This is a genomic window from Lentibacillus sediminis, assembly GCF_002763455.1.
GTDB classification, from domain to species: domain Bacteria; phylum Bacillota; class Bacilli; order Bacillales; family Amphibacillaceae; genus Lentibacillus_D; species Lentibacillus_D sediminis_A.
This window is the reverse complement of the sequence record NZ_NIXK01000001.1, coordinates 232,139-257,459: the sequence shown is the minus strand read 5'-3', so window position 1 is coordinate 257,459 and position 25,321 is coordinate 232,139. Positions and strand designations below refer to the sequence as shown.

The 25,321-nt window shown below is 41.0% G+C and carries 25 protein-coding genes; 7 read left to right on the top strand and 18 right to left on the bottom strand.

Annotated features, from left to right (window positions below; all coding sequences use genetic code 11):
* The first annotated feature begins 248 nt into the window (after positions 1-248).
* The 7 genes from tagD to CEG13_RS01260 all read left to right on the top strand — a co-directional run bounded on the left by tagD (position 249) and on the right by CEG13_RS01260 (position 9,110).
* A complete protein-coding gene (tagD, locus tag CEG13_RS01290) occupies positions 249-653 on the top strand; it encodes a glycerol-3-phosphate cytidylyltransferase (protein WP_100009957.1) in 405 nt (134 codons plus the stop codon).
* Positions 646-1,827 (top strand): CDP-glycerol glycerophosphotransferase family protein, encoded by a 1,182-nt coding sequence (locus CEG13_RS01285; RefSeq protein WP_100009956.1) that lies wholly within the window; start codon positions 646-648, stop codon positions 1,825-1,827. Before tagD ends, CEG13_RS01285 begins: the two co-directional genes overlap by 8 nt.
* Before the next feature lie 224 nt (positions 1,828-2,051).
* Positions 2,052-2,777, top strand: a complete 726-nt coding sequence (locus CEG13_RS01280; protein WP_100009955.1) for a WecB/TagA/CpsF family glycosyltransferase — start codon at positions 2,052-2,054, stop codon at positions 2,775-2,777.
* Between the two features lie 5 nt (positions 2,778-2,782).
* Positions 2,783-4,339, top strand: coding sequence for a putative polysaccharide biosynthesis protein (locus tag CEG13_RS01275; protein WP_100009954.1), 1,557 nt, complete (start codon positions 2,783-2,785; stop codon positions 4,337-4,339).
* A 29-nt stretch (positions 4,340-4,368) separates the two neighbouring features.
* Positions 4,369-6,228, top strand: a complete 1,860-nt coding sequence (locus CEG13_RS01270) for a DUF5693 family protein (protein WP_143469640.1) — start codon at positions 4,369-4,371, stop codon at positions 6,226-6,228.
* Positions 6,228-7,298, top strand: a complete 1,071-nt coding sequence (csaB, locus tag CEG13_RS01265; protein ID WP_100009952.1) for a polysaccharide pyruvyl transferase CsaB — start codon at positions 6,228-6,230, stop codon at positions 7,296-7,298. The genes CEG13_RS01270 and csaB overlap by 1 nt, the downstream gene beginning before the upstream one ends.
* Before the next feature lie 60 nt (positions 7,299-7,358).
* Positions 7,359-9,110, top strand: a complete 1,752-nt coding sequence (locus tag CEG13_RS01260) for a glycoside hydrolase family 26 protein (protein ID WP_204758478.1) — start codon at positions 7,359-7,361, stop codon at positions 9,108-9,110.
* A gap of 73 nt (positions 9,111-9,183) precedes the next feature.
* Here the strand turns inward: CEG13_RS01260 and CEG13_RS01255 are convergent, their stop codons facing one another.
* The 18 genes from CEG13_RS01255 to cpaB all read right to left on the bottom strand — a co-directional run bounded on the left by CEG13_RS01255 (position 9,184) and on the right by cpaB (position 24,967).
* Positions 9,184-9,423: a hypothetical protein gene (locus tag CEG13_RS01255; RefSeq protein ID WP_100009951.1), complete on the bottom strand. Its 240-nt coding sequence runs from the start codon at positions 9,421-9,423 to the stop codon at positions 9,184-9,186.
* Positions 9,424-9,502: 79 nt separating this feature from the next.
* Positions 9,503-10,678 (bottom strand): IS200/IS605 family element RNA-guided endonuclease TnpB, encoded by a 1,176-nt coding sequence (gene tnpB / locus CEG13_RS01250; protein ID WP_100010539.1) that lies wholly within the window; start codon positions 10,676-10,678, stop codon positions 9,503-9,505.
* Positions 10,679-10,778: 100 nt separating this feature from the next.
* Positions 10,779-11,306: a hypothetical protein gene (locus CEG13_RS01245; protein WP_143469639.1), complete on the bottom strand. Its 528-nt coding sequence runs from the start codon at positions 11,304-11,306 to the stop codon at positions 10,779-10,781.
* Positions 11,307-11,406: 100 nt separating this feature from the next.
* Positions 11,407-11,580 (bottom strand): hypothetical protein, encoded by a 174-nt coding sequence (locus CEG13_RS18640; protein WP_158234620.1) that lies wholly within the window; start codon positions 11,578-11,580, stop codon positions 11,407-11,409.
* A 66-nt stretch (positions 11,581-11,646) separates the two neighbouring features.
* Positions 11,647-12,147 (bottom strand): hypothetical protein, encoded by a 501-nt coding sequence (locus CEG13_RS01240; protein WP_100009949.1) that lies wholly within the window; start codon positions 12,145-12,147, stop codon positions 11,647-11,649.
* 21 nt (positions 12,148-12,168) lie between these two features.
* Positions 12,169-12,840 (bottom strand): Tad domain-containing protein, encoded by a 672-nt coding sequence (locus CEG13_RS01235; protein WP_100009948.1) that lies wholly within the window; start codon positions 12,838-12,840, stop codon positions 12,169-12,171.
* A complete protein-coding gene (locus CEG13_RS01230; RefSeq protein WP_100009947.1) occupies positions 12,837-13,232 on the bottom strand; it encodes a TadE/TadG family type IV pilus assembly protein in 396 nt (131 codons plus the stop codon). Before CEG13_RS01230 ends, CEG13_RS01235 begins: the two co-directional genes overlap by 4 nt.
* Before the next feature lie 51 nt (positions 13,233-13,283).
* Positions 13,284-14,102 (bottom strand): hypothetical protein, encoded by an 819-nt coding sequence (locus CEG13_RS01225; protein ID WP_100009946.1) that lies wholly within the window; start codon positions 14,100-14,102, stop codon positions 13,284-13,286.
* A 254-nt stretch (positions 14,103-14,356) separates the two neighbouring features.
* Entirely contained in the window at positions 14,357-15,178 is an 822-nt protein-coding gene (locus CEG13_RS01220) for a hypothetical protein (protein ID WP_100009945.1), read from the bottom strand.
* A gap of 51 nt (positions 15,179-15,229) precedes the next feature.
* Positions 15,230-16,660, bottom strand: a complete 1,431-nt coding sequence (locus CEG13_RS01215; RefSeq protein ID WP_100009944.1) for a hypothetical protein — start codon at positions 16,658-16,660, stop codon at positions 15,230-15,232.
* Positions 16,661-16,676: 16 nt separating this feature from the next.
* The gene (locus CEG13_RS01210; protein ID WP_100009943.1) at positions 16,677-17,393 is read right to left on the bottom strand and encodes a hypothetical protein; all 717 of its coding nucleotides are present in this window, start codon (positions 17,391-17,393) and stop codon (positions 16,677-16,679) included.
* Positions 17,394-17,678: 285 nt separating this feature from the next.
* On the bottom strand, positions 17,679-19,100 hold the full coding sequence (locus tag CEG13_RS01205; RefSeq protein WP_100009942.1) for a VWA domain-containing protein: 1,422 nt from the start codon (positions 19,098-19,100) through the stop codon (positions 17,679-17,681).
* Between the two features lie 341 nt (positions 19,101-19,441).
* On the bottom strand, positions 19,442-19,660 hold the full coding sequence (locus tag CEG13_RS01200; protein WP_100009941.1) for a hypothetical protein: 219 nt from the start codon (positions 19,658-19,660) through the stop codon (positions 19,442-19,444).
* A 106-nt stretch (positions 19,661-19,766) separates the two neighbouring features.
* The gene (locus CEG13_RS01195) at positions 19,767-20,702 is read right to left on the bottom strand and encodes a type II secretion system F family protein (protein ID WP_100009940.1); all 936 of its coding nucleotides are present in this window, start codon (positions 20,700-20,702) and stop codon (positions 19,767-19,769) included.
* 3 nt (positions 20,703-20,705) lie between these two features.
* On the bottom strand, positions 20,706-21,638 hold the full coding sequence (locus tag CEG13_RS01190) for a type II secretion system F family protein (RefSeq protein ID WP_100009939.1): 933 nt from the start codon (positions 21,636-21,638) through the stop codon (positions 20,706-20,708).
* Positions 21,610-22,980, bottom strand: a complete 1,371-nt coding sequence (locus CEG13_RS01185; protein WP_100009938.1) for a TadA family conjugal transfer-associated ATPase — start codon at positions 22,978-22,980, stop codon at positions 21,610-21,612. The genes CEG13_RS01190 and CEG13_RS01185 overlap by 29 nt, the downstream gene beginning before the upstream one ends.
* A gap of 16 nt (positions 22,981-22,996) precedes the next feature.
* Positions 22,997-24,127 (bottom strand): CpaE/TadZ family protein, encoded by a 1,131-nt coding sequence (locus tag CEG13_RS01180; RefSeq protein ID WP_100009937.1) that lies wholly within the window; start codon positions 24,125-24,127, stop codon positions 22,997-22,999.
* A gap of 21 nt (positions 24,128-24,148) precedes the next feature.
* Complete coding sequence (gene cpaB, locus CEG13_RS01175) at positions 24,149-24,967, bottom strand: Flp pilus assembly protein CpaB (protein ID WP_100009936.1); 819 nt, start codon at positions 24,965-24,967, stop codon at positions 24,149-24,151.
* Positions 24,968-25,321: the final 354 nt, after the last annotated feature.

Sequence of the window (25,321 nt, the reverse complement as noted above, 5' to 3'; positions counted from 1 at the left end):
GGGGCTTTATATAATCGAGAGGGTATGATAGTATTTCCACAGTTGATCAAGATCCTTGATACCGCTTGATTTTTTATTCTTTTAATTAACCCTAGTGAAGAAAAATTTCAGTAGTAGAAATTACCTGTTTTTCGACATTAAAGAATCTGTTATAATAACATGTAGAGTTTTTGTCAAATGTTTGTTAAGATAGTGTAAAGGATATATGTTATTATAACCATAGGATAAAATTACGGAGGTTTTCATAAATGAGAAGGGTAATCACTTACGGGACATTCGATTTACTTCATACAGGGCATATTAATTTGCTCCGTCGTGCAAAGGAATTCGGGGATTATTTGATTGTGGCTATTTCAGCCGATGAATTTAATGCGATCAAGGGGAAGGAAGCTTATTACACGTTTGAGCAACGTAAAGCGATTCTTGAAGCTATTCGTTACGTGGATGAAGTTATTCCAGAGCGTACGTGGGAACAAAAAGTGGAAGATGTTCAAAAACACGAGGTTGATGTCTTTGTCATGGGAGATGACTGGGTCGGTAAATTTGACTTCTTAAAAGATCACTGCGATGTTGTCTATTTACCTCGTACCGTTGGAATCTCCACTACAAAGATAAAGACAGACTTAAATCTTAGCAAGGCAAACAATGGTTAGAGAACTGGCAATCTCTTTCTATCTTTTTGTTTTCCGTACACTCTTTAATACTTTTAAACTCTTTCCCCAAAAGAAGAAAACAGTTGGTGTTGCTTCGTTTGGGGATAATATTTTTTATGTGACACGTTCAATAAGAGATCTCTCCAATGAAGATATTATCATTTTAAAGGATCGTTCCTGTAACTATCGATTTGATCCATCCATGGGAAAGATAATGTCATTCGACTTTAAGCACCCGATTTCCTATGTGAAATCTATTTATCATCTCGCCACTGCTTCCACTGTTTTAGTAGACACCTATTATGGATTTCTCGCTGTAACAGATTTCAGGGAGAACACGACCTGTGTCCAATTGTGGCATGCTGCTGGCGCGATCAAAAAATTTGGTCTTGAGGATCCAACGAATGGAACGAGAAGTGAAAAAGCAATGAATCGTTTCAAGCAGGTTTACAGTCGATTTCATTATACGACTGTTGGTTCTGATGAAATGGCTGCCACATTCCAGCAAAGCTTTGGATTGACTGAAGATAACATGATACGTACTGGAATTCCGCGTACAGATATTCTTTTTAATAAAGCGGAAAAAGCTCGTATCTATGAATATATCAAACAGGATTTTCCTGCTATCGAAAATAAGAAGATTCTTTTATATGCACCTACTTTCCGTAACGAGCAATTGACAGATTTTCAAATGCAGCTCGATATAGCGAAATTGTATCATGAGCTGTCTGACGAATATGTGTTGTTTATAAAGAATCACCCTGCCGTTTCTTACAGGTTAGACACAGAGTACAAAGACTTTGTATATGATGTATCTAATTTTCAAGAAACAAACAAGCTATTGTTAATTACAGATGTATTAATAACTGACTATTCCTCCCTTCCTTTTGAGTTTTCATTGCTGGAGAAGCCAATGATTTTCTTCTCTTATGATATGGAAGAGTATAAGGTTACCAGCGGTTTGATTAATAATTATGAATCTCAAATGCCTGGACCTGTGGTCTTTTCTACGGAAGCAATCGTTCAGACCATTAAACAAAATGCTTTTGACCTCAATCAAGTTCGTTCTTTTGCAAAAAAATGGAATGAGTATTCTTCCGGAGATTCCAGCGATCATGTTGCAAGGCTCCTAACAGGTACAGAAACAGAGGAAAGAGAAGAAATTCCAGTTTAAAAGGCTCTTTATTGAAATCATTCATTTCAGTAAAGGGTCTTTTTTGTGTTGTCTTAGTAAATGAAGTTAATTAACTGTAAATGATACTGAATCTTAAAAGCTGATGCTGTAAAATGGTCATATACGGTCCCCGCTAACGTGACAACAATTTGCTGATACTATTTGTTTTTGCCCCTTCTATGTTATATTTATCAAGAGTTATTCGTAAAGGGGCATGCAATCAGATGAAAAAAGTAACTATTATGGGTGTACCATTTGCACATATTGATCAGCCTGCATTTTCTCTTCTTTTAGAAGAACGAATTCGACACAAGCAAAAAACGTTTGTGGTAACAGCAAACCCTGAAGTGGTTATGTTGGCAAACGAAGAAGCATCATTCATGAACTCGATTAAGGAAGCTACTTATATTACTGCCGATGGAATAGGCATCGTTAAAGCGGCCCAACAATTAAATAATCCACTGCCCGGCAGAGTGACAGGTTATGATACCATGATGCAATTGTTAAACATAGCCAACACCCATCATTTCCGTATCTTTCTTCTGGGGGCCAAGAAAGAAACATTAGAAAAGACAATCGATAACATTTCCGTTCGTTTCCCCAATGTACATATTGTCGGTTCCCATGATGGATACTTTAACTGGGATGACCTGAAAATTGCCAAGGAAATAGCTGCTTTACAACCCGATATTATATTTGTGGCATTGGGGGTTCCTAAACAAGAGAAGTGGATAGCAGAAAATCTGGATAAATTTGGCCACGGGGTGTTCATGGGTGTAGGCGGATCGTTTGACGTGATAGCCGGCACAGTAAAACGGGCTCCTGCTTTCTGGAGAAAGTTAAATTTAGAATGGTTTTACCGTCTCTTGAAACAGCCGAGTCGCTGGAAACGCATGTTAGCTTTACCCCGGTTTGCTATGCAAATTATTAAACAGAAAATAAAGGGGTAATTTTAATGAGTCAATCGACTTTTGTTAAGGGCACATTATGGTTAACAATTGCTGCTTTAATTTCTAAAATATTAGGAAGTATTTTCCGCATTCCTTTGCAAAATATTGCCGGGGATGAAGTACTCGGCATATTCAGCTTAGTATACCCTGTATATATGGTTGCCCTTATTTTATCCGTTGCAGGAATACCGATAGCCATATCTAAGCTGATTTCAGAGGCCCGGGCTAAACACGAAACTGCTTCTATTCACGAAATATATATTACCGCAAGTATTTTGGCCTTTTTATTTGGAATTATCAGTTTTTCACTTATCTTTAGCTTCTCCACTTTCATTGCTGCTGCATTAGGAGGACAAACCACACGATTAGCCCTGATCGTCGTTGCTTCTACCCTGCTGGTCGCGCCATATATGGCCGTCTACCGAGGGTTTTTTCAAGGTTTCGAGGATATGAAGCCAACTGCCATTTCTCAAGTAATTGAGCAATTCACTCGTGTTGGGTTAATTTTATTGATTTCCTATTACTTCGTTTCACAGGATTTTTCTAATGATATTGTAGCTGGTGGGGTGATGACAGCCTCTGTGGTAGGTGCTATTGCCTCTCTATTGTATTTGCGAATAACGTATCAGCGATCACATCTGCGCTTGCCTTCAGCGAAAAGCTATTCATTTCGTCTTTTTTCGAAATGGTCCAAATATATTTTAAGCATCTCCATCCCTATCGCCATCGGTACGATTACTATGGCTTTAATGAACGTTGTCGATTCTTTCACTATCCCTCATAGCCTGAAAAATGCGGGGTTGGATGGAAATAGTGTGAACTATTTATACGGGATATATGGAAGAGGGCTTACCTTGGTTCAAATTGCTACAGTATTTGCTACCTCCATTGTTCTTCCTCTTATCCCTATAATCACAAAAAGCTTAGCAGAAAATAACGTGGCATATACACGTAAGATGATTAAGAAAACGCACAAAATAACTCAAATCATTTCATGGCCAGCTGCAATAGGACTCTTATCTTTAACTTTGCCAATTAACCTTGGTTTGTTTACAAATTTGGAGGGAAGCACGGTTCTGGCAATTATTGGATTTAGTTCTGTTTTTACCTCTTTAACTGTTTTAGGGACCGGAATTTTGCAAGGAATGAACCTGGTAAAAACCGCTGCTTTCATTATCTTAGGTGGTATTGTGATAAAAACCTTCGCAAACATTTCATTCATCCATTTATGGGGTTTAAATGGTGCTGCCCTGGCAACATTGATGGTATACGTCCTTTTAATTTTTATTAATACTGTTTTTATATGGAAGCTTATTCGATTTCCTTTCATGATTGGCCAAACAGCCAAAATCATTTTCTCATCCTTAATTATGGGAGTGATTATTGGCCTGCCCACAATAATAATAAATTTTGAAAGTTGGACAAGGCTTCAGGCGCTTATATATGTATTAATAGCTATAGTAATTGGAGCAGCCATCTACTTTTTACAACTGCTTCTGTGGAAAGTAGTAAGCAAGCAGGAAATTGCAGAACTTCCAATTATAGGAAAATCAATTAGGTAATGAACGTTCCCGGAGAGGAAGATATGGTAATGAGCAAACACAAATGGTTGTGGGTTTTGTTATTTATATTATTATTGAGTTCTGCTCCAAGCTTAGTCGATCGATGGCAAGCCGAGGGGGACAACAACACGTATGAATTGATGGTTCCATATAAGGAAATTTATGAATTAACAACAGACAGCACACTAACGATTGATGAAATTCTCTCTTCCTTAAAAACGGCTGGTTTAAATACCGTCAGCTTGAATCCTTTGTCGTTGAAATCGATGGAGGAACGGGATATTGTCACGGTTTACAGCAAAGCTGAGTTAGAAGCAGTCCTGCGTTTTCAAGATATGGAGGATGATCTGCTTCCAATAAAGGAAGGACATTATATTACAATTCCTGATCTATCCTACTACGAGGGAGTGATTGAGAGCAATTTCAGTCCGATTAAAACAACTATTAGCGGCGAAACCCTTTATTTTATTCCTGCAGAAGACACTATGAATTTGACTTCAACTATCGGTTATAACCAAATGGCGATGGAAAAATTGCAGCAGCATGATCTGAATTATGTTTTGCGGGTCGAAAACGATACAAGTGGTCAACATAAGGAGATAAATCAGAAAACGGTTGATCGATTGATCCAATGGAAGAGTGATGCAACGTCTAATCTTTTGTTCACAGGCCAGGATGTTATTGGTTACCCAGATCAGCAACAAATAACCAATTTTGCTAAACAGCTCTCTGACGCGGGGTATCAATTCTATACAATTGAATTTACTACTCAAAGAGGTTTGTCAAAGATTGCCAGGTATACGGATTATGAAATGATAAGATTGCATAGTATTGACCTGGATAATAAGACATTGGAAGAAAATGTTGACCAAGCAATTCGTGCGGTCAAAGAAAGGAATATACGCTCCGTTTTCTTTCATATACAAAATGGAGAACCAGCTGAAAGTTTTAAAAGCGCGACTGAATTTGTTGCTTCCGTACATCAGGAAATGCCGGCCCATTTTGAAGCCGGGACCCCCCAGTCCTTTCTTCAGGTTCAAACGCCTATATGGATTCAAATAACGTTACTGGCTGCAGGTGTTATCTTTACCTTCTTGGCAAGTGGAATGATAAATAACTTTAAGTTGAGAATAGCCTCGGCTGTTTTTATGGCTGTACTTGCATTATGCCATCTGTTATTACACAGTCTGATATCGCTCCAAGCCTTTGCGTTGATCATAGCAGTATTTACACCAGTCTATGCTGTCTTGGCAACGAAAGAGAGTTCTGGAAAAATTCGGGATATCACTTTCCAATTTATAAAGACCCTTGGCATCAGTTTCATTGGCATCATCCTTGTCGTTGGTTTGCTGAATGGTAATGCGTTTATGACAGGGTTTGAATTATTTAGAGGAGTGAAAGTAGTATACATTGTTCCCATCCTTGCCATTGCTTTGTTTTTATTATGGAGAGAAGGTCTAAAATTACTGAACATGAACGTAAGATATTGGCATGCAGCAATAATTTTATTGTTAGGAGCTGCTGGTTTGTATTATATTACTCGTACGGGTAATGCCGGTACTGTCAGCGAGATAGAGATAATGGTCCGCAGTACTTTGGAGGAACTTTTATATGTTCGGCCAAGGACAAAGGAATTTTTGATTGGTTTTCCTTTTTATATTCTGGCCCTATATGTAATTAGCTTTCACAGGATATGGGGGAAGATTCTGCTTGTGCCTGGCGTTGTAGGGTTTTTATCCATTGTCAATACGTTTACTCATTTTCATGTACCGCTTCATATCTCCTTGTTAAGAACTGCTTATAGTGTTTTGATCGGGTATTTGCTTGGTCTCTTATTAATATACATACTATTTTACGTTTACAGGTTTTATCGGAGGAGGTGGACGTAATGCATGTTGTCTTATCCGGCTATTATGGTTACGATAATGTTGGTGACGAGGCTATACTACTATCCATAATCGGCTCTCTGAGGCAAGTAAATCCGGAAATCGAAATTACGGTCCTTTCAAGCAATCCTGCGTCTACTGCAAGGTCTTATATGGTAAATGCAGTAAATAGCAGAAATGTACTTGAGATCAGTCAGGCAATAAGGAACGCTGATGGTCTTATTAGTGGCGGGGGGAGCCTTCTGCAGGATAAAACCGGAATTAGAACCATCCCCTATTATACAGGTATCATTAAAATTGCGGACTGGTATAACAAACCTGTTTTCATTTACGCACAAGGCGTCGGACCCATAAAGAGCAGTCTCTGTAAATGGATCGTTAAAAATACGCTGAACAAGGTTAAAAAGATTACGGTTAGAGACCAACAGTCGAAAAAGCTGTTGAACACAATTGGAGTGAAACGTGATATATCTGTTGTGCCTGACCCCGTATTAGGACTTGACACCAGTTCTTTTATCAATAAATGGAAGTCAGTGAGTCCTCCCTATATTACAGTAAGTGTAAGAAACTGGCCTTCAGATATAGCGTATATGAAAAAAATGGCTGGCTGTCTTGATCAATTAAAACAGGAAGGTTACTCCATTGTATTTGTACCCATGCATGGTGTTCGTGATGAGAAGGCTTCCCGGGAAACCGCAGCATACATGGCGAAGGAAAGTTTCATTTCACCAGCTGATGCTTCGGTTGAAGAGAAAATTGCTCTCATTGGCGACTCGTGCCTTTTAATAGGTATGAGGTTACACGCTCTAATTTTTTCCGCAATAAAATATTCTCCATTTGTGGCTCTTTCTTATGATCCGAAGATTGATGCCTTTGCATCCATCTTTGAACAATCAGTTGCAGGTCATGTAAATATGGATGACTGGGATAGACATTCGCTATTTGAAAAAGCCAAACAAATTTTAGAAGATCATGCTTTACATCAGAGCTTGCTTAAAGGAAAAGTTCAACAACATAAAAACCAGGCATGGAAAACGTCCCAATTAGCACTGGATAGTTTTTCTAGTGAATGAAAAATCATTTTCTTTGCAGAATAGGTAAGGACTATCCCTTCAGCAAAGGAATGCGTTTATATGTTAAGGAACAAAGCAATTCTCATCATTGTCACTTCCCTTCTTGCTATTGTAACAACGGGAATGGTAACATTTGATCCCCATAACAGTACATTACTCACATCTGGGGAAAACATTAAAAATTCATTGGCCAATGCTGCCAGTGATTTTTCAAAAGAAATCGTCTTTGATGGCGACCATTATAAAATAGACAATAACATTTTCTCCATGGACGGCAATATTTACATCCCACTCCCTGATTTAACAAAGATTGTTCCGCTGGAGGTAAAGCAAAATCCTGGCAGCCTGATCTTAACACATCAAAGGAAAGAATTAACATACAAAAATAATATGATTCAAAACAAGGAATCCAATGATGTTGAGAAATTCATCATACAAAACGAAATCATTTACCTTCCAAGTATCCATTTAGAGAAATTCCTTAATTTAGAGATCGATTACTATTTTGATAAAAGAACAAATACGATTTCCATTATGAGTCCTCATGAGCAGCAGAAAAAGCCATATAATCAAAACCTTGGCACCACCATTTTTTTACATAAAGAGAATGTACCGCTGGCAAAATATGAACCCAGAGGGGGAATATATCTGGGGGGGTATGTTTTACAAGATGAATATATAAATGCAAGCATGGAAAAATTTAATCAACTTACTGGGAGAAAGCATGCATCTTTTTTTAAGTATGTCGGTTACGAACAGCCCTTTCCAACTGAATGGGTAAACGAAGTGGTTAAAGCAGGTGGATTTCCCCATATTGCCTGGGAACCCAATGATGGTTTAGATGCTATAAATGATGATAACTATTTGCGGGAATTTGCGAATGCTGCGGACGCAGCCAAAGTCCCTGTTTTATTAAGGTTTGCAAGCGAAATGAACGGGACATGGACAGCCTATTCCGGCAAACCCGAGTTGTATATTAAAAAATGGAAACTGGTCCACGATGTCATGGAAGAAGAAGCCCCTAATGTGATGATGCTATGGAACGTTTTTACAATGCCAGAGGACACTATCCAGGATTTTTACCCAGGTGATGCCTATGTCGACTATGTAGGCGTAAATATTTATAACGTTGTATACCACAATAACAATATCGAGGAACGATCTGATTATGAAAATCCATTAGCACTATTGAATTATGTTTACAACACATTTAGCGATACAAAGCCTATTGTGATTGGCGAATTCGGAGCGACAAATTATACTACGACAGATGAAATGTACCACGTAGATTTTGCAGCCAGGAAAATCAACCTGATGTATAAAAACTTGCCAAAATTGTATCCACGGGTGAAATTTATCTATTATTTTGATGTAAACAATTTAGTAAATGCCCCTGAAGGAAGAAAGATAAATAACTATGCCATTACTGAAAACAAAAGGCTGTTAAACACATACCGCAGCAGTATTAGAAAGAACGACTATTTATCGCGGTTAAAATTAAATCCTTCGAGTGATGAAACGTTTTCTTATCGAAACTTTTTGTTTTATTATAACGGGGAGCTTTTTGTTGATATTCAATTCGTTGATGAATACTTAAATATGAATGTTATTGAGGCTGGGGAGGAGAATTATCTCGTCTCACTTCAAGGGAAGAGTGTTGAAGTTACAAAGGAAAAATTAGCCATAGATAAAGCTGCTTTTTTTGAAAAAAGGGATATCGATGGAGTTTCTATAGACAATGTACTGGATGAATTCAATATTGAACATTTTTACAATGATGGAGATCTGCATATATATCAACCTGGGTTATAAAACGCTGGAAAAATGAACAGATGCTTTACAGGCAAACGACAGCACCTGCAAAGCATCTGTTCAATTACTACATTTATTCAACATCCCTAAACCGATAATTGTACTGATAATACGCAACGCGCTCTTCTGTTTCAAATGAATATTGACTCCAAATGTCCTGATTATCACTCGTCTCTTCCGTTACCACCATTTTCATTTCACCTGGGCCCACTTCCATGATCTCTGAGTCGATTGTTTCTATTTCTTCCTGATTATTGTTGGCGGCGCTTATTCTAACCTGGAACTCTTTAGGCTCCTCTAAATTATTCCGCACTTGAACTATCCACCACTTAATGTCTCACGACTTGAAGTGGGGTATTCCTAAGAACACCGGCGTACCCGCCAGTTTTTTATTAGGCTATCCCTGCCGCTCCGACAGTTGAGAGACGAATTGCTTCGTCTCGAAGGTTTAATCCTGCGTTAATGTCTCTTTTGTGATGACTTCCACACGAAGAACAAGTCCATTCACGCAAAGCGAGATTTTTAACGTCTTTATTTTTATGGCCACAGCATGAACAGAGCTGACTGCTTGCAAAGTTTTTTCCGACAATGATGACCTTTTTGCCGTACCACGTTGCTTTGTATTCACACATCGCCCTGAACTCGGACCAGGAAGCTTCACTAATTGCTTTGGAAAGGTTTCCATTTTTAAGCATATTGCTTACAGACAAGTCTTCCAAGCCGATTACGTCGTGGTTTTTGACGAGATAGGTTGAAATCTTATCCAGGTAATCCTTTCTGGCATTGGCTATGGCTTCATGAATACGAGCGACTTTGACCCGTTGTTTGTTCCAATTAGAGCCACCAATTGTACGTCGTGACAGAATGATTTGAGCCTTTGCTAATTTTTCTTCCAACGTCCGGAGCCATTTCGGATTATGGAAGACGGTCCCATCTGACAGTGTCGCAAAATCTTTTAAGCCCAGATCCACTCCAACTGCCGAATTGGTTTTAGCAAATGTTTGCACTTCTGTTTGGGTGTGGATGGATATAAAATACTTCCCGCTGGCATTCCGTCTAATGGTGACACTGATGATACGCCCTTCCACTTCTCGGCTTTTTGCAAAACGGACAAGGCCCAGTTTTGGTAATTTGATGTGTTTATCTAACACATCAATATTGCCATTTGTTTGCTTGGTACTATAGGATTGCACCTTGTTCTTTTTGCTTTTAAAGCGCGGTTTCTTATTTTGTTTCCTGTAATAGCGTTGATAAGAGTCAGCTAAGTTTTCAACCGATTTTTGAAGCGAAATACTGTCTACCTCTTTTAGAAAAGGGTAGTGTTTCTTGAGATGACGGACATCCTTTATGGATTCATATTTGTTGAAGAATGGGCTTTTCCAGTCGTTTTCTGGCAGCTGCCCATTTTGTTTCATTTCTTCCACTATGTGCCAGTATATATCCTTCTCTTTCTGTTTCCCCAGAAAGAAGTTGAAGACAAATCTGGAACAACCGATTGTTTTATTGATAAGTTCCACCTGTTTTTTATTTGGATAGATACGAAACTTAAACGCTTTTTGGACCAGCATCGGATTCACCTCATTCGACAACGTATGTATGTTCCTATTATATCATAGGGGAGATTTTTTGGCTATCGCCAACTGAAATTCATCTCCCCTTACCGCTGGGCTAATCCTTCGCGCGCTTGAAGAGGGAGTCTTCTTTCAGGGAATGATAAAACACGTTATTATATCTTACATCGCAATTTTTTGTCCTCAAGCATGCATTCTCAGATTTAACCAGCACTACCGAGACCTCTTGATTTTCTTCCGTATCTTCCATTGTGTTTACTGCATTGTTCAATGTGTCCGCATAGGCCATTTTTTCGGCAAGTGGAAAGTACCAGAGAAACATAAGCAGAAATGCACCGGCAAGCACACTTGATACAATCCACATGGCCTTTGGATTATGAATGGACTTCGGCGCCCCTTTCATGGTCAGCGTAACAAAAATATTGATGAGGGCAATAATCAGCCAAAGCACCCCGGTAATCACTATTCCTATGATACTGGAAAAGCTGTTTTGGAAGAATGCCAGATTATAGTTGGAAGATAGGTACCAATTCACCACGAGGCTTGCAACTGCCAATAAGGCAAACAGAATCACAGGTCCTTTTAAATTGACCTTTTCCCGATCGCCATTTCTTACATCCATCATGGACCATATCACCCAGATAAATGGGATACAATAAATAATTATTACGATACCGACATGCGTCAAAGAATATCACCTCTTTTAATCGATCCTGCGCCCCATCCTATGCAGCACCCTTCCCTTCATTTGCCCGAATCTGTTTGATGTGGTTTTTTCTTGCCAATGGCAGCCCGATTCCCAACACCACGGCGGTCAATGGAAAACCTCCTGACCCAGCCAGCCACTCAACAATCGTGATTGGTGCATAGATCGCATAAGCAAAAATCATCATCATCAAATAAAATCTTCTCCAGCGCTTCTCGGATTTGGAAATGTCATTCACCTCTTTTTAGATTATTTAACCTTACTCAAGTTCCAGATTGTGCTCTTCCGCAAGTTCCTGCATTCTCTGGTCAGCTTCCTGCGCCTTTTCTCCGGCTTCGATAAATTTATTATCCGCCTCCATGATGATTTCATTGGCTTCCGCTTCACTAATCGACTGCTCTGCCATTTGCCCCAGTACCTCGAATTTCATTTGAAACGCTTCATGCCATGTGTGCAGTTGATCTTTCCTTAAGGCGTGATACTCTTGCACGATCTCTGATTCCGGCTCCCGTGAATCGATATAATCCTTGATTTCATTCACCAGCGGCAGCAATTCACTCTCCTGAATTTCATAGGCTTCCTGAAATGATGCGGCGCTTAATGATTGCTGGTTTAATGTGTTGATCTCTGCTATTTTGCTGTTGACTTGATCGACATAGTTATTATGATACCCGACCAATTCTTCTGCCTCTGCTGATGCGCAGGCGGCAAGCAGCAACACTACCGCGATACACCCAAACAGTTTAAGTTTTTTCTTCAATTCCAATCGTCCCCTCAAAATTTAATCTAAATTGACAACAGGGCTTCTATCCCACACATCCTCCAGAAAATCAATGGTCGGGCCAGCTGACTCCTGATAGACGTTTTCCTGGATTCCTTCCATAAATCCGTCAAAGCTTACCGATTCATATTCATTGGCAGCCCGAATGTAAATGCGATTATCATTTATACCTAATTGGGCGCCTTCCAGTACGCCGTCATTGGCGAGTATCGCTTCTCTTGCTTTATCAATGACTGCTGATTCTATGTCTTCTTCTCCCAGTACTTCAATCAGCTTACTTCTCAGCACATCCTGATTAAGCGCTTCTGATAAAACCTGGTCAAACGCTTCCAGCTCAATCTCATTTACCGACCAGCCTGAATAATTTCCGCTTCCCGGTAATTCGGCTGCTCTCTCATCCACCTTTTCCTCAATATCCTCAAAAAAAGAAAGAAGTGTCCCTTCCAATGTATCATTCTCATATTCATATACTGCACGCCGGACTTCTTCATATAGTACGCTTGTTGCCGCCAAACTAGCGTGCTGGGCAGTTGTCGCTGATTGCTCCTTTGTTGCCAGCGCCCCGCCTAGATTCACCACAAAAATCAGCAGAATCATAATGATACTCAGCATGCCAAGTACAAAGAGCGCAATATTGCCGTCCTCATTCTGCAATCGCTGCTTCAAGGTCATTCGATCACCCTGCTATGTGCCGTGGCCGTATAGGGAATAGAAGGTACCTGATAGCCCATTATTTCTCCAGGTAGAAATACAAGGCGGATATTGACGTTGACCTCGGCAGTGAACTCTTTGCCGCCGCTTACAGTAGGGGAACCGGACTGCAAGTAATCACCGGCCGAGGAAAGAATATCACCAGCAGCCTGACTCGCTTTCCCGGAATTCTCAGTTACAGAATAAACCTTCGCATATTCGTTGGCAGCAGACTGCGTAACCAAAACCCCATGTATTCCTACAACTAATTGGATGACAATCATGAGCAGAAACAAGGCTAATGGCAGAATACCGAGGAATTCAATGGTGGCTGAGCCGTCTTCGTTTTTCAGTTTTCTTTTCCAAAGTTTCATAGATATACAACTCCCGCAAAATTATCATGTGAAAGCAAGCAGACCTGTTGTTTACGTTAATGAAGGGTATCTCAGATCCTTAATCAATGACTTATTTGACTCTCTTTGCCTTTTTATATAATCTTCCTGAACGGTTTTCATAAATTGCTCTTTTGACAAATCTTCCAGGTTATCGACATACGTAGCTTCGTCCAAGCCTGATTTTAGTTTTTCCTTGCCCTGTGAAAATTCCTGTACATACTGTTTTATTTCAGAATTAGCTAAACTGCCGACCGTATCATTTTGAGCGATCACGTCAGATAACGTACGGAAATGATCCATTGTTTTATAAGACGCATTCCCTTGTGTAAATTGAATGTAATCCATTTCTGCATGAATATCATGAATGTACTCTACATCCTGTGTTGTAAATTGATTATTTTTTGCTTTCTTGTATTGCTCATACTTATCCATCAGTTCAACCATTTGGCTTTGCAGTGATATCGCTTCATTCAAAAATCGCAGACACTTAGAAATGACCTCTCTTTCACTTTCAGACAAATCCGCCTGACTCAAAGCATTCTCCAAAAAATCCCTCGTTTTTTGAAATGACATCATACTGATATTCTTCCGCTCCATTCCAACTTCATGAATAGCACCCATTCTATTTATCAGTATGACAAGCCATTTAAACGCTTCTTTATATTGATCATTATTAGCGTTAGGTTGTGAGGAAATAACAGCCATTTTTGTCGCATTAAATCTTTGATAAAATGCCATATAGTAGTTATTTCCTTCGAGATTTACATGGTGGGGGTCCACCCAATATTTTTCAAATACCCGTTTATGTTTCTTTGCCTTATTTTGGATATTCAGGTCAACTTTTTTCATTGTAAAACATCCTTTTCCCAAATTCACATACTCACATTGTTTGGACCATATCTACTAAACCATCTATATCCCATTTAGGCATAAGTGAGATAACGAAGGTCTTTACTAATCCCACATCCTTTGCACTGTTTATCCATAAATGCACCTACTAATGCAGCTGGTGGTGTGGAGGAAGAAATTTTAATTAATGCACTTGCTAAATCCCTTATCTTTTATATAAAAGATATATCTTCAGCACCTTTCACCAATATTTATCAAACAACTGGATATCTCATGTCCTTTTTTATTCCCGCCAGTTTACTTTCCTGATTTTCTACAAAATAATTCGTCACTGCTTGCATATGTTCCTCTTTAGTAAAGGAACTTTGATTATCAAAATAAGTAATCGCAGCTATTTCTTGCTTTAGTTTATCTTTATCACTGGAAAACTCTTCTACATACCTCTTGTATTCATGGTCAGAGATATTCTTTACCGAGTCATTTTGGCTCATGTTGTCGTTAATAAAACGAAAGGTGTCTATGGAATCGTGATTGGTTTTGATCTGGATATATTGGAGATAATCTAATTCAGCTATTACCTCCTGAATATATTCCACGTCTTTAATGGTGAATTGATTTCCTTCCAACTCCTTCGAATCTACAAAACTCTGATACTCCTGCATCACATCATTAAAACGTTGCTGAAAAGAAAGAACTTTAGTCATTGATTCTAAGGCACGTCTATATTCTGTTTCCTCTTTCTGATTGAGTTCGGAATTCTCCAAGGCATTTTGGAGAAAGCTCTGGGTTTTCCTGAATGGTGACATGTCTATATTATTTCGGGAAAACCCATTATTCTTTATACTTGCCCAGTTCATGTACAAAATCACCAATTTCTCAAAAGCAACGAGATAGTCTTTCTTTTCAATATTATCCTCAGGTGAAAGGATAGCAATTCCTGTATCTTTATTAAATCGTCGATAAAACACAGCATAAAAATCCTTCCCCTGATAGTTAAGATAATTTGGGTTGACTGTATAGGATTCAAACAGTTTCTTGTATGTTTTTGCCTTTCTATGAATTGATTCTGGTATCAAGTCAAATCCTCTTTTCTATTCATTTTTTTAAGGCATATTTCAAAATCATCTTTAAGAAAACCAGCCTTTAACAGTATTCCATCCTTTTTTAACGGAATTCTTCGCACTGTTCCACATAGCTTTACCAGTATCCTTCCAGTTTCCTTTCCAGTTCTTAGCGACAAAGTTAACACCTTTGGATACTACCCATACTCCTGCTCCGGCAGCTACCATACCGGCTCCAATTGCCTGGCCACCAGGGATAGCCGCAGTGACAGCACCAGCGTTCATGAGGGTATCTCCCAAACTGGCAGTGGCATCTGTAACAGCCACTGTCTTATCCGCACCTGAAGCATCACTGGTAACTATATCCACTGCTCTTGCTGTGTTAAATCCGGTTTCAAATGCGGATATACCTGTTCCTACTGCTGCAGCTGCTACATTAAATTTGGATAAGGCTCCAACAGAGGCTGCTGATGGAGTCGCATTCGAAACAGTTCTTCCAGCCTCTGCTAAATCTCCAAGGTTATCTCCAGTATTTAGAAATTGTCTCGCTGTATTAAAATCCTGTATCGCGCCAACGCCATCACTAACATGTGAATAAGTATCATACGCACTGGTTATGGCATTATCGCCAACGCCGAGTTTCAGGCCGTTCATAACCAGATTGCCACGAAAACCGAGACCGTAACCGAAGCTGCTGTCATAACCCATATCTGTCATGTTTTGATGGGTTAGAAAATTGCCAATCATATTGGCTTGACCCATGACCACGTCATTGACCACATATTTACCAACGTCATATTCAAAAGGCAATGTCGGAAAGTCTTCAATGGATGCCGGTTCTCCGTTTGTTCCGTTTCCATTCGTTGCATAACCAGGGTAGCCATATCCCGGATACCCAGGATTTAACAAGCCGCCCGGTCCATAGCCGTATCCCGGCTGATTCCATGGAACACCATTCTGAGGGCCATTGCCGGCAATGCCATCATTTGCCCATGGAGCACCAATTATCCCATCCTGAGACCAGCCGGGCTGACTCCATGGTGTACCACTATAGGGGCCGTTGCCCGTAACTCCATCACCTGTCCACGGATTACCACTCATACCATCCTGAGACCAACCCGGTGCAGTCCATGGACTTCCATTCATTCCAGGAAGGCTCCATGGATTTCCATTCGTCCCATCGCTGGACCAGCCTGGAGCCGTCCATGGATTGCCATCCCAGCCTTGCCCCGGCTGCATGCCAGTTCCCGGACCATCTCCTCCATTACCTTCCCAAGGGCTGCCCTCCCATGGGCTCCCTTCCCATGTTTCGCCTTGCCATTCTAAATCAGAACCATCCCACGGGTTTCCTTCCCAAGACTCCCCTTGCCAGGGATCTCCTTCCCATGGATCACCAGTCCAGGACTCCACCGCATAAGCGGCGGGCACAAAAACCGGCTGGACAGTTATAATGATAATCGCCAACAACATCAAAAGATTTTTTAGCCACTTATTCATGAGCATACCTGCCTTTCTAACTTATATTTTCTTGAGCTTTAACCTCCAGCGTCTCCAGTGCTTCACGCCATTTCAGAATAAACGAGGTCATAAGCATGATAATAAATGGATAAATAATAATATTAAGTGTCATCTGGGTGATCATCTGTGCTGCGAACGAGGATGTAATATTAAACAGCTGATACGTCACGAAAATACCGAATATAAATTCTGCAGACCCTGCCAGCGTAACAATCAAAATAATTTTGAAGAAATTCTTTTTGCCTAACCGAAACCCTTCCTTCCATGACTTCCAGACCGATTTCTCGTCAAAAATGCTGATATACGGGATCGGGAATACCAGCGCCAAAAAGATCAGCCCCGGCAAAACTAACAGGGCAAACCCGATCGTACTAATAACAGAAACAATGCACGCAAACACAAAAACCGTAAAGCCATTTACCAGAAAATGATAGATGCTTGAGCGCAAATTATGTTCCACGCCCCGGTATTCGTTATATATAAACCGGATATAAGGCACTTGCGCATATAAATAGAGTAATAATGTTATAAGTCCATAATAAATGTCTGCCACTGAATAAATGGCTGAAAAACTTGGTGTAATTGCATATATGTAATTTGTTACGAATGAATGAACCAACAGCAGCGGCAGTGTTGTCGTCAGCATAAGCACCAGTATTTTTTCAAACTGGCCGGTATAAATTTCCCATGTGTTTTTCAGTGGTTTTTCCATGTCATCGCCTCATTATATGATTTTGGGAGGGTGATCTTGTTTCTGTCATTTTTTCAAACCTATTTTTCATTGAAAGCGGGATGGATACCCGCTCCCTATGAAAAAAGTAACTTGCTACAACTTCCTTGGTAATCAGTCTTGCGCTCCAGTGTTGTACTTTCTCTTGCTTTTTGAGCCTTCTGTGTACTTAGTTCTTCCGAGTCCTTATCGCCTGATTCTTTCAACGTCTTTGGCATCATTTTGACCGATTAATTCTCCAATTTCTTCCCTTCGTTGTAAAGCCTCTTAAGAGTCATTTTCAGTTCCTTCGCTATACTTCTCTTCAATTGATTTTCTCGCCTCTTGCAGATCCTGCTCTCTGATTTTTTTCAAATCTTCTTCAAGCTGACTGACTGTGCTGTCTATTTCATCTTTTAACGCGCTTACTCTGCTCTGAAGTTCACGCTTTTGTTCAAAAGTTATTAGACCAAGGTCATCAATGACATGAAGCATTTCGTGTAAATTATTACTAGTTTCCATTGTTGTGAAATGCCAGTCATTGTGAAGACCCATTATATCAAAGTGAGTATCCGTTTCCATCGCGCTAAGATCTCTGTCAGCATCATCTTTCCACTCATTCCATGCTTGGAGCACTTCCTCGGCACGATCGAACTCTTCCTGCAGTTCTTCTTCGTCTTGTGCGGAAGCAAAGATACCTCCGGACACTTCAGCCATTTCTTTCAATTGCGCTTGTGCTTCTGAATCTGTTTGGAAGCCAATAATATTAATGATTGGCTGGGCATTGGAACCTGACAGAGACTCAGCTACTGCAACCGGATCCCCGTCACACGTTGCAATTCCGTCACTAACGACGTAAATCAAATTCGTATTGTTTTCTGCGTCAAACTGGCTTAACGCTTCCTCGGATTGTTCCAACGCATCGGCCAAGGGGGTCCATCCCATCGGCTGAAATTGGTTTAGTGCTTCCTGAAACGCTTCCTCATCATAGGAATCAAAACCATATACTTGCTCTATCGCCCCACAGGAAAGTTCTTTATCACTGTCCGCAGAGGTTCCTTTGTGACCATAGACACGCAGGGAAACATTTGCTTCTTCGGGAGCTTCAGACAGAAAGCTGTTAATCGATTCTTTTGCTACATCCATCCTAGTTCCATCGCCGGCTGGGTTTGCCATGCTGCCGCTGGAATCTAAAATAATCTCGATATTGTAGTTCTCTTTAAAATGAAACTTCGAATCTGGCAAATCCGGGTTTCCAAACGAAGCAAACTCCCACTTTTTGATCATGTCTTCAGGGTCAGGGTAATCTTTCGCCACCAGCCAATACATCTGACGTAAATAGTTCTCATATTCTTCATCTGTTGGATTCTCACTCATTGGCACTAATTGCTCTTCAATTTCTTCTTCCATATCATATATGCTATCGACATAAGCAAGCGGTCCTGGATGCTGTTTTGCTAACCCTTCTTCATCTGTTGGGATGGGCTCAATGTCAGGCAGGGACATTTCCTGGGTGTCATTTTGATCAGTATCCAATTCAGAATCATCAGGCTGCTCATTTTCTGCTTGTTCTTCTTGGCCATTACTCTTTTGCTCGGTTTTTTCTTCTGTATTTTGTGAAGCATCACTTTCATTTTCATCACTACTGCAACCTGTAAAAATGAGCAAGGCTAACATGACTAATAATATCCAGCGCATTTTATTCAACATGACTTAAACCCCTTACCTTTTTGTACATTTAAATCACCTAATCAATCAAACCTTAATTTCTCAAAACAATATTTATACAGTTTTTTGTGACTGTTTTCTTCTTTTTTAATATACTTAGAGTGCTGTTCAAATAGTATTAAAACGTCTTTCTTGAGGATCCAGTAAGTGTCGATACAATTGTTCAGTTGTGTTTTAAAATATGTGATAAACTGCGATTTTTCAAATTAGGATCCCCTCCTCTACTATGGAAACCTTCCAGAGGAGGGGTTTTGATGCTTAAAGGCATCTTCTTCTCTAGTCTTCTAAGCATAGCTCTGTACTTAAAACTGATGTTAGTAAATTTATTCTCCTCCAGTGATAGTAGAGATCATATCATTGAATGCGCCTACCAGTGTATCCCCAAAGTCCCCATCAGCAAATGCCGTAGAAACAACCCCAACAAGAATAACAATTACTGCAGCAATACCAATCCATTCCAGTGTCTGAGACCCAGTTTCTTCCTGCGCTAGTTCCTTGCCCCTGTTCATTGCCTTCGCAAACATTCCGTTTAACCATTTCATTTTACATTCCTCCGATTTTTTATTAAATTTTGCTTTTCACCAATCTATAATGACGAAAGCTTGATGACACTTATGCAAGATAAGAAAATATAAACTTTCTTATCTGCTAAAACATCTGAAAAATACTGTTCTCACCCATCAGCATGTTCATGACCATCAATCCGGCGATCATCAAAATGGATACGGGCGCAATCAAAAATGTGGTAACCAGTGTCACTTTTGGCGAAGCTTTGGCCGCCAATTCCTTTACTTGTTCCTGACGAATCTCCCGCAACTCATCTGCTTGAATTTTAAACGTTTTCGCTATCGGTATTCCGAGATCCATCCCTTGAATCAGTGCTTTAATCAGCGACTGGAATTCCTCGTTGTCATTCCGCTTTAACAGTTCCCGATACGCTTTTTCTCGGGGAACCCCCAGATCAATTTCCTGATTAAAGCGGGAAAACTCTTCACGGAGCGGACCATCGAAATAACGAATCACCTCCCTTAATGCGTTATCCAGACTCACACCAGCTTGCAGGCTGGTACTGACTGTATCCATAAAATCCGGCAGTTCTGACCTGATCTGGTCCTGTCTTTGCTTTACCTTTCTCCTTACCAGTACAATCGGCAGGAAATAGCCAATAACCGGATTTAATATGATCATATACTGCGAAAACGGAAGCCCCATAATAACTGCCAGGATGCCGCTGAAAAAACCGACAACAAGGAGAAATATTTTCAGCCCCTGGAACCGGGCTACTGTAAGCTGCAGCGGGTTTCCTGATTTTCGCAGCCATTCTTCGACCATATGGTTTTCACTGAAAAAATTGATGCGCTGGCCCAGATCGGCAAAGTCATCAGCATATGTTGTCACACGGTCAAAAACCTGTGCGCGTCTGTTTTTCTTTTTCTGCCTCTTTTCAAATGGGTCGACATGTGTCACATCGGAGACATGCCCCAACACATCCCGTTTCCCGTTCAAAAAGGACCAGAGATGTTTCAAAAAAAGCAATGTACAAAACCAAAAAGCAATGATTGATAAAATAATTAATGCATCCATATGCTACACCTTTATGTTTGTAATTTTACGAATCAGGAAAAACGATAGAACAATTGCAGCGATGAATACAATCAGAATAACAACGCCTAGTGGATTCTCCCATAACGGAGCGATAAAGCCATCAATCACATTGTTCATAACAAGTACTAAAAATACTGGCAATGCTGGGACAATAAACGAAATATATTTCTGTTCAGAAGTCATGGTTTTAATGATTTGATTCAACACTTTTCTGCTTTCAAATGTGTTGGACATCGTATCCAGTGTCAGTGCCAGATTCCCGCCGGTTTTCTTCTGGATCAAGAGTGTTGCGATAAACAAATTGAAATCACGGGATTTATTCTGTTTTTGTATCTTCCTAAAAGCAGTTTCCAAATTAACTCCGAGTTTCAGCTCGTTGGATATCCGTTTAAACTCATCACCTGCAGGTGCGGAAACTTCGCGGGCAACAATATCAATTCCCTGATTTATCGTTAGCCCTGATCTAGCCGCATTGCCCAGTATCCGGCAGATTTCGCTCAGCTGATCATTAAACCGCATTTCGTAGCTGTTTTTGCGAAAATAGAATAATAGATAGTTCGCTGCAAACAGCAGTGCGGCCGGCAGCAGTATGCTCAAATAAAAAACCATGCCGAAAATCTGGTAAAACATAATGAACAATGCAAGAAACCCCGTAATTAAAATCCCCAGGTACTCCGATGGCAGCAATTTGAGGTTCGCATTATGCAGCTTGCTCCGGAGTTTATCCGAAGACTCTCTCTCGTCAAACCGGTCTCCCCACTTGCTGATAAAGCTTTTGCGCTCTTCTTCCGGAAACCATCTTTTTACTTTCTGCTTCCATTCTTTCTTTTGTGACCGGTAACCGAGGAAGAAATAACCGCATAGAAGGAGCGACAAAACTGCCAAACTATAAAGTATGGACACTGTCCATTCCATAGACGTTTTCCTCCCTTGTGACAAACAGATTTTCATCAAGATGAATGCCGAACACTTCCAAATGAGGCAGACATTTCGGAACCACACCAGTTGGAGTGAAGTACCCTCTGACGTTTCCTTCTCCGTCTACCCCTGTACGGCGGAACTGGAAGATGTCTCTTACTTCAATCTGGTTCCCCTCTTTTTTCTCCACTTCCGATATGTTTGTGATTTTCCGGGTTCCATCCGTGAGACGCTGTACCTGTACGATATAATCAAGGGCACCAGCTATGTAGTCGCGAATAACATGTGTCGGCAAATCCATCCCGGCCATAACGACCATACCTTCCACACGGCTGACTGCATCAAGCGGAGTGTTGGCGTGGACGGTCGTCAACGATCCTTCGTGCCCAGTGTTCATGGCCTGCAGCATATCGAATGCCTCTGAGCCGCGGACCTCCCCGACGATGATTCGATCCGGCCGCATACGAAGCGCGTTTTTCACCAGTTGACGGATCGTGATTTCCCCGCTTCCCTCTACGTTGGGCGGTCGTGCTTCCATACCAACTACATTGGGCCGGTCAAATTTCAATTCAGCGGAATCCTCAATCGTCACGACCCGCTCTCCATTCGGAATGGATTTAGCCAGCGCATTCAGCAAGGTCGTTTTCCCGCTGCCGGTACCTCCGGAGATAAGTGTGCTCAATTTGGTTTGCACCAGGGCTTGCATAAATTCGGACATCCCATCGGTAAAGGTTCCAATTTCCTGCAAATCATCCATAGTAAATGGCGTTTTGCGGAATTTCCGGATGGAAAGCAGTGTTCCGCCAAGACTGATGGGCTCAATTACCGCATTAACACGGCTTCCGTCCGGCAATCTGGCATCGACCATCGGCGAGCTTTCGTCAATCCTTCTTCCAAGCGGTGCGACCACCCTGTCGACAATATGCCGGACATGCGCTTCATCCTTGAACGTAATGTTTACCCGCTGGAGACGGCCCTTTTTCTCGACATAGACTTCTTTCGGGTTATTTACAAGGATTTCCGTTATATCGTCGTCCTTGAGCAGTGGCTCCAGTGGACCAAAACCGACACTCTCATCAATCAGCATACTCAGCATGCGTTCTTTATCCTGTCTCGGGATAACCACTTTTTCTTCTGACATGAACTGGTTGATGAAACGCTCAATCTTCAGACGCTTATCGGAATCTCCTAGACTGGTAATCTGGTCCAGGTTTACCTCGGTCAGCAGTCTGGTTTTATAATGTTCCACGAGTTCATCCAGATAGCCCGAATTGGAGATGAATCCTGTATCTAAATCATTTTTGGGCTGTACTTTTGTATTCTTCTGGAAGAGTGCCAAGCGACCACCCCCTTCATTATTTCAGCATGGAGTGAACCCATTTATGTATGTCTTTGGAGAACGGAGGAAGCTTCTTTTCCTGCGATTTCTTCCGTAAGGGTTCCCCCTGGTTCACATATGCCTGCACGTTCTTTCTGTCTTTCCTTATCTCGGATGCTACCGGATAAGACGCAAAGCGCTCTAAGTCTTTTTTGGTCAGCTCATTCTCTTTTGCCTTATAATTGATTACAAACTCAAAGCGGTCCTGTGTGATGACACCCAATCGCTGAAACAGGTTTTCCACACTTTTCAGCACGCGGATGGCCACTGTATCCAGATTCATAAGGTAATAGATACGATGCGCTTCCTCCAGGACAGCCAGTGTTCGTTCATCCATCCACACCGGCAAATCCACGACGATAAAATCATAGTGCCGCTTGCTTGCCCGCAGCAGTTTCACGATGAAATCCTCGGTAATTTTCTCTGAGAGTTCTGCATCTCTCGGGCTGACTAGCACATTCAAATCCGAGTGCTCTTCCTTCTCAGAAACATTGCGGATATGATGCTCGCCAAGCTCCTCCATTACGGGGAGCAAATCGATAATCGAGCGACTTGAGTCCATGCCGAGAAATGTTTCGGCCCCGCCATAATGCAGATTCAAATCAATAAACAGAACTTTTGCGGTCGATTCCAGTTTCAGTGTCTGGGCAAATGTTGTGCTGATGATCGATTTTCCTGTACCGCCGCTTCCGCTGTAAAAGGCGAAAATCTTGCCGCCGCCACGTTTGAAACTGGATTCACTTTCCAGCTCGTTTTTTATGCCTGCTTCTTTCGCTACCGCATCCAGACGCTCCATGAAAATGAGCTCTTCTCCTGGAAGTACATAAAAGTCGGTGATCCCCAGCTGATTCAGGCTACGGAGCAGGCTGAAATTTTCCTCATCACTCACACAAATAATGGAAGAACTGGGATGCTCGGATAACGCTGTTTGAGCATCATCAATGGCCGTTTCTCCATTATTTAAAATTAAAATGAGCTGGGCGTCTGCCTTTTTCAGATCAGCCGCAGTAAGAAAGTGCAGCTGAAAGGATTCATCTGTTTGTTCCTTTAATGTCGCGGACAAATCCGCATTATCCCCTACAATGTAAATATCAGTTATTTTGCTCATTCGGTTCCTCCAGCGATTGATCTAGTCGTTTCCATTGTTATTGCCATCATCGTTGCTACTTTCGTTGTTGTTGTCATTCGATTGCTCGGATTCTTGTTCTTCGTTCGTATTATTATTTTCCTCGGATTCTTCGGTATTTTCTTCAGGTGCATCTCCGGACGTATTATCGCCTTCAGATGATTCCTGTTCTCCTTCCTGCTGCTGCGGGTTCTCCTCTGAAACATTTGCTTTCACAATTCGTAAGCTGTCTGCGTAATTCTGCATATGTATTAAATCCGGAACTCTTTCAAATGGGATCTCCAGCTGAACACCGTTAAAATCAGTAGTTCCATCTTCTTCATTCTCAGTTGTGTTTACCCTCGCCACGTTTACATCTTCCATGAATACTTCTGTAACCGGCCCATCCCCGAAACTGTGGGAAACGATAAGATCTACGCGGTCCAAGGGAGCCAATCTTTCATCGAATGACACCTTATCCGACCTCAGCACAGACACCAATCGGTTATTCGCATCTGTTATCGCAGAAGCATCTTTTAGCATGTTTGTCGTAATCACTTCCCCAGCTGCTAATGGAACCGTCGAAACTTTGTTCACCAATTCCTCCATATCGGTGATATGTTCATCGCGAACATACTCCTGTGGAACTTCATCCGTTGTTACTTGGTCAGGCATAATCATTTGCCTTGATCGGATATCATCCCCAGCAGTATAAATCGTTACCATCGTCCCAAGGTTCGTGTTAACTGCCTGAACTTTCTGCAAAACAAGAAACCCGGAAACTGCAGCCAATGCAACTGCTAATAAAAAGAATATAATTGCTCTCCGTTTCGATTCCAGCATGTATGGTAAACCCTCTTTCTTATTCAATTATGTAGTTGCCCTTGAGTTATTATTTCAAATCTGGAAAATATGTCAATCCCTTGACAAAGCGAGGTTGCTTGCTTGTAGTATCATTACCCCAGGTTTAGCCGCTTGAAACGGTAAATTTTACTAATTTTGTAGGCCTAAAGACTTATTTATCTGACAGAATATGGGTACTTTTTAAGAAGGATAGTTATTTAGACTCATTTTTTGTAAAAATCCGGTAATTACTCTGAATTCAGAGTAAATCGTAAGGGCGGTGGGCGCAGTTATGTAACTCAATGGGCATCAATCAAATCAAACTCTAATAATTCGGTAAACGACAAACATCAA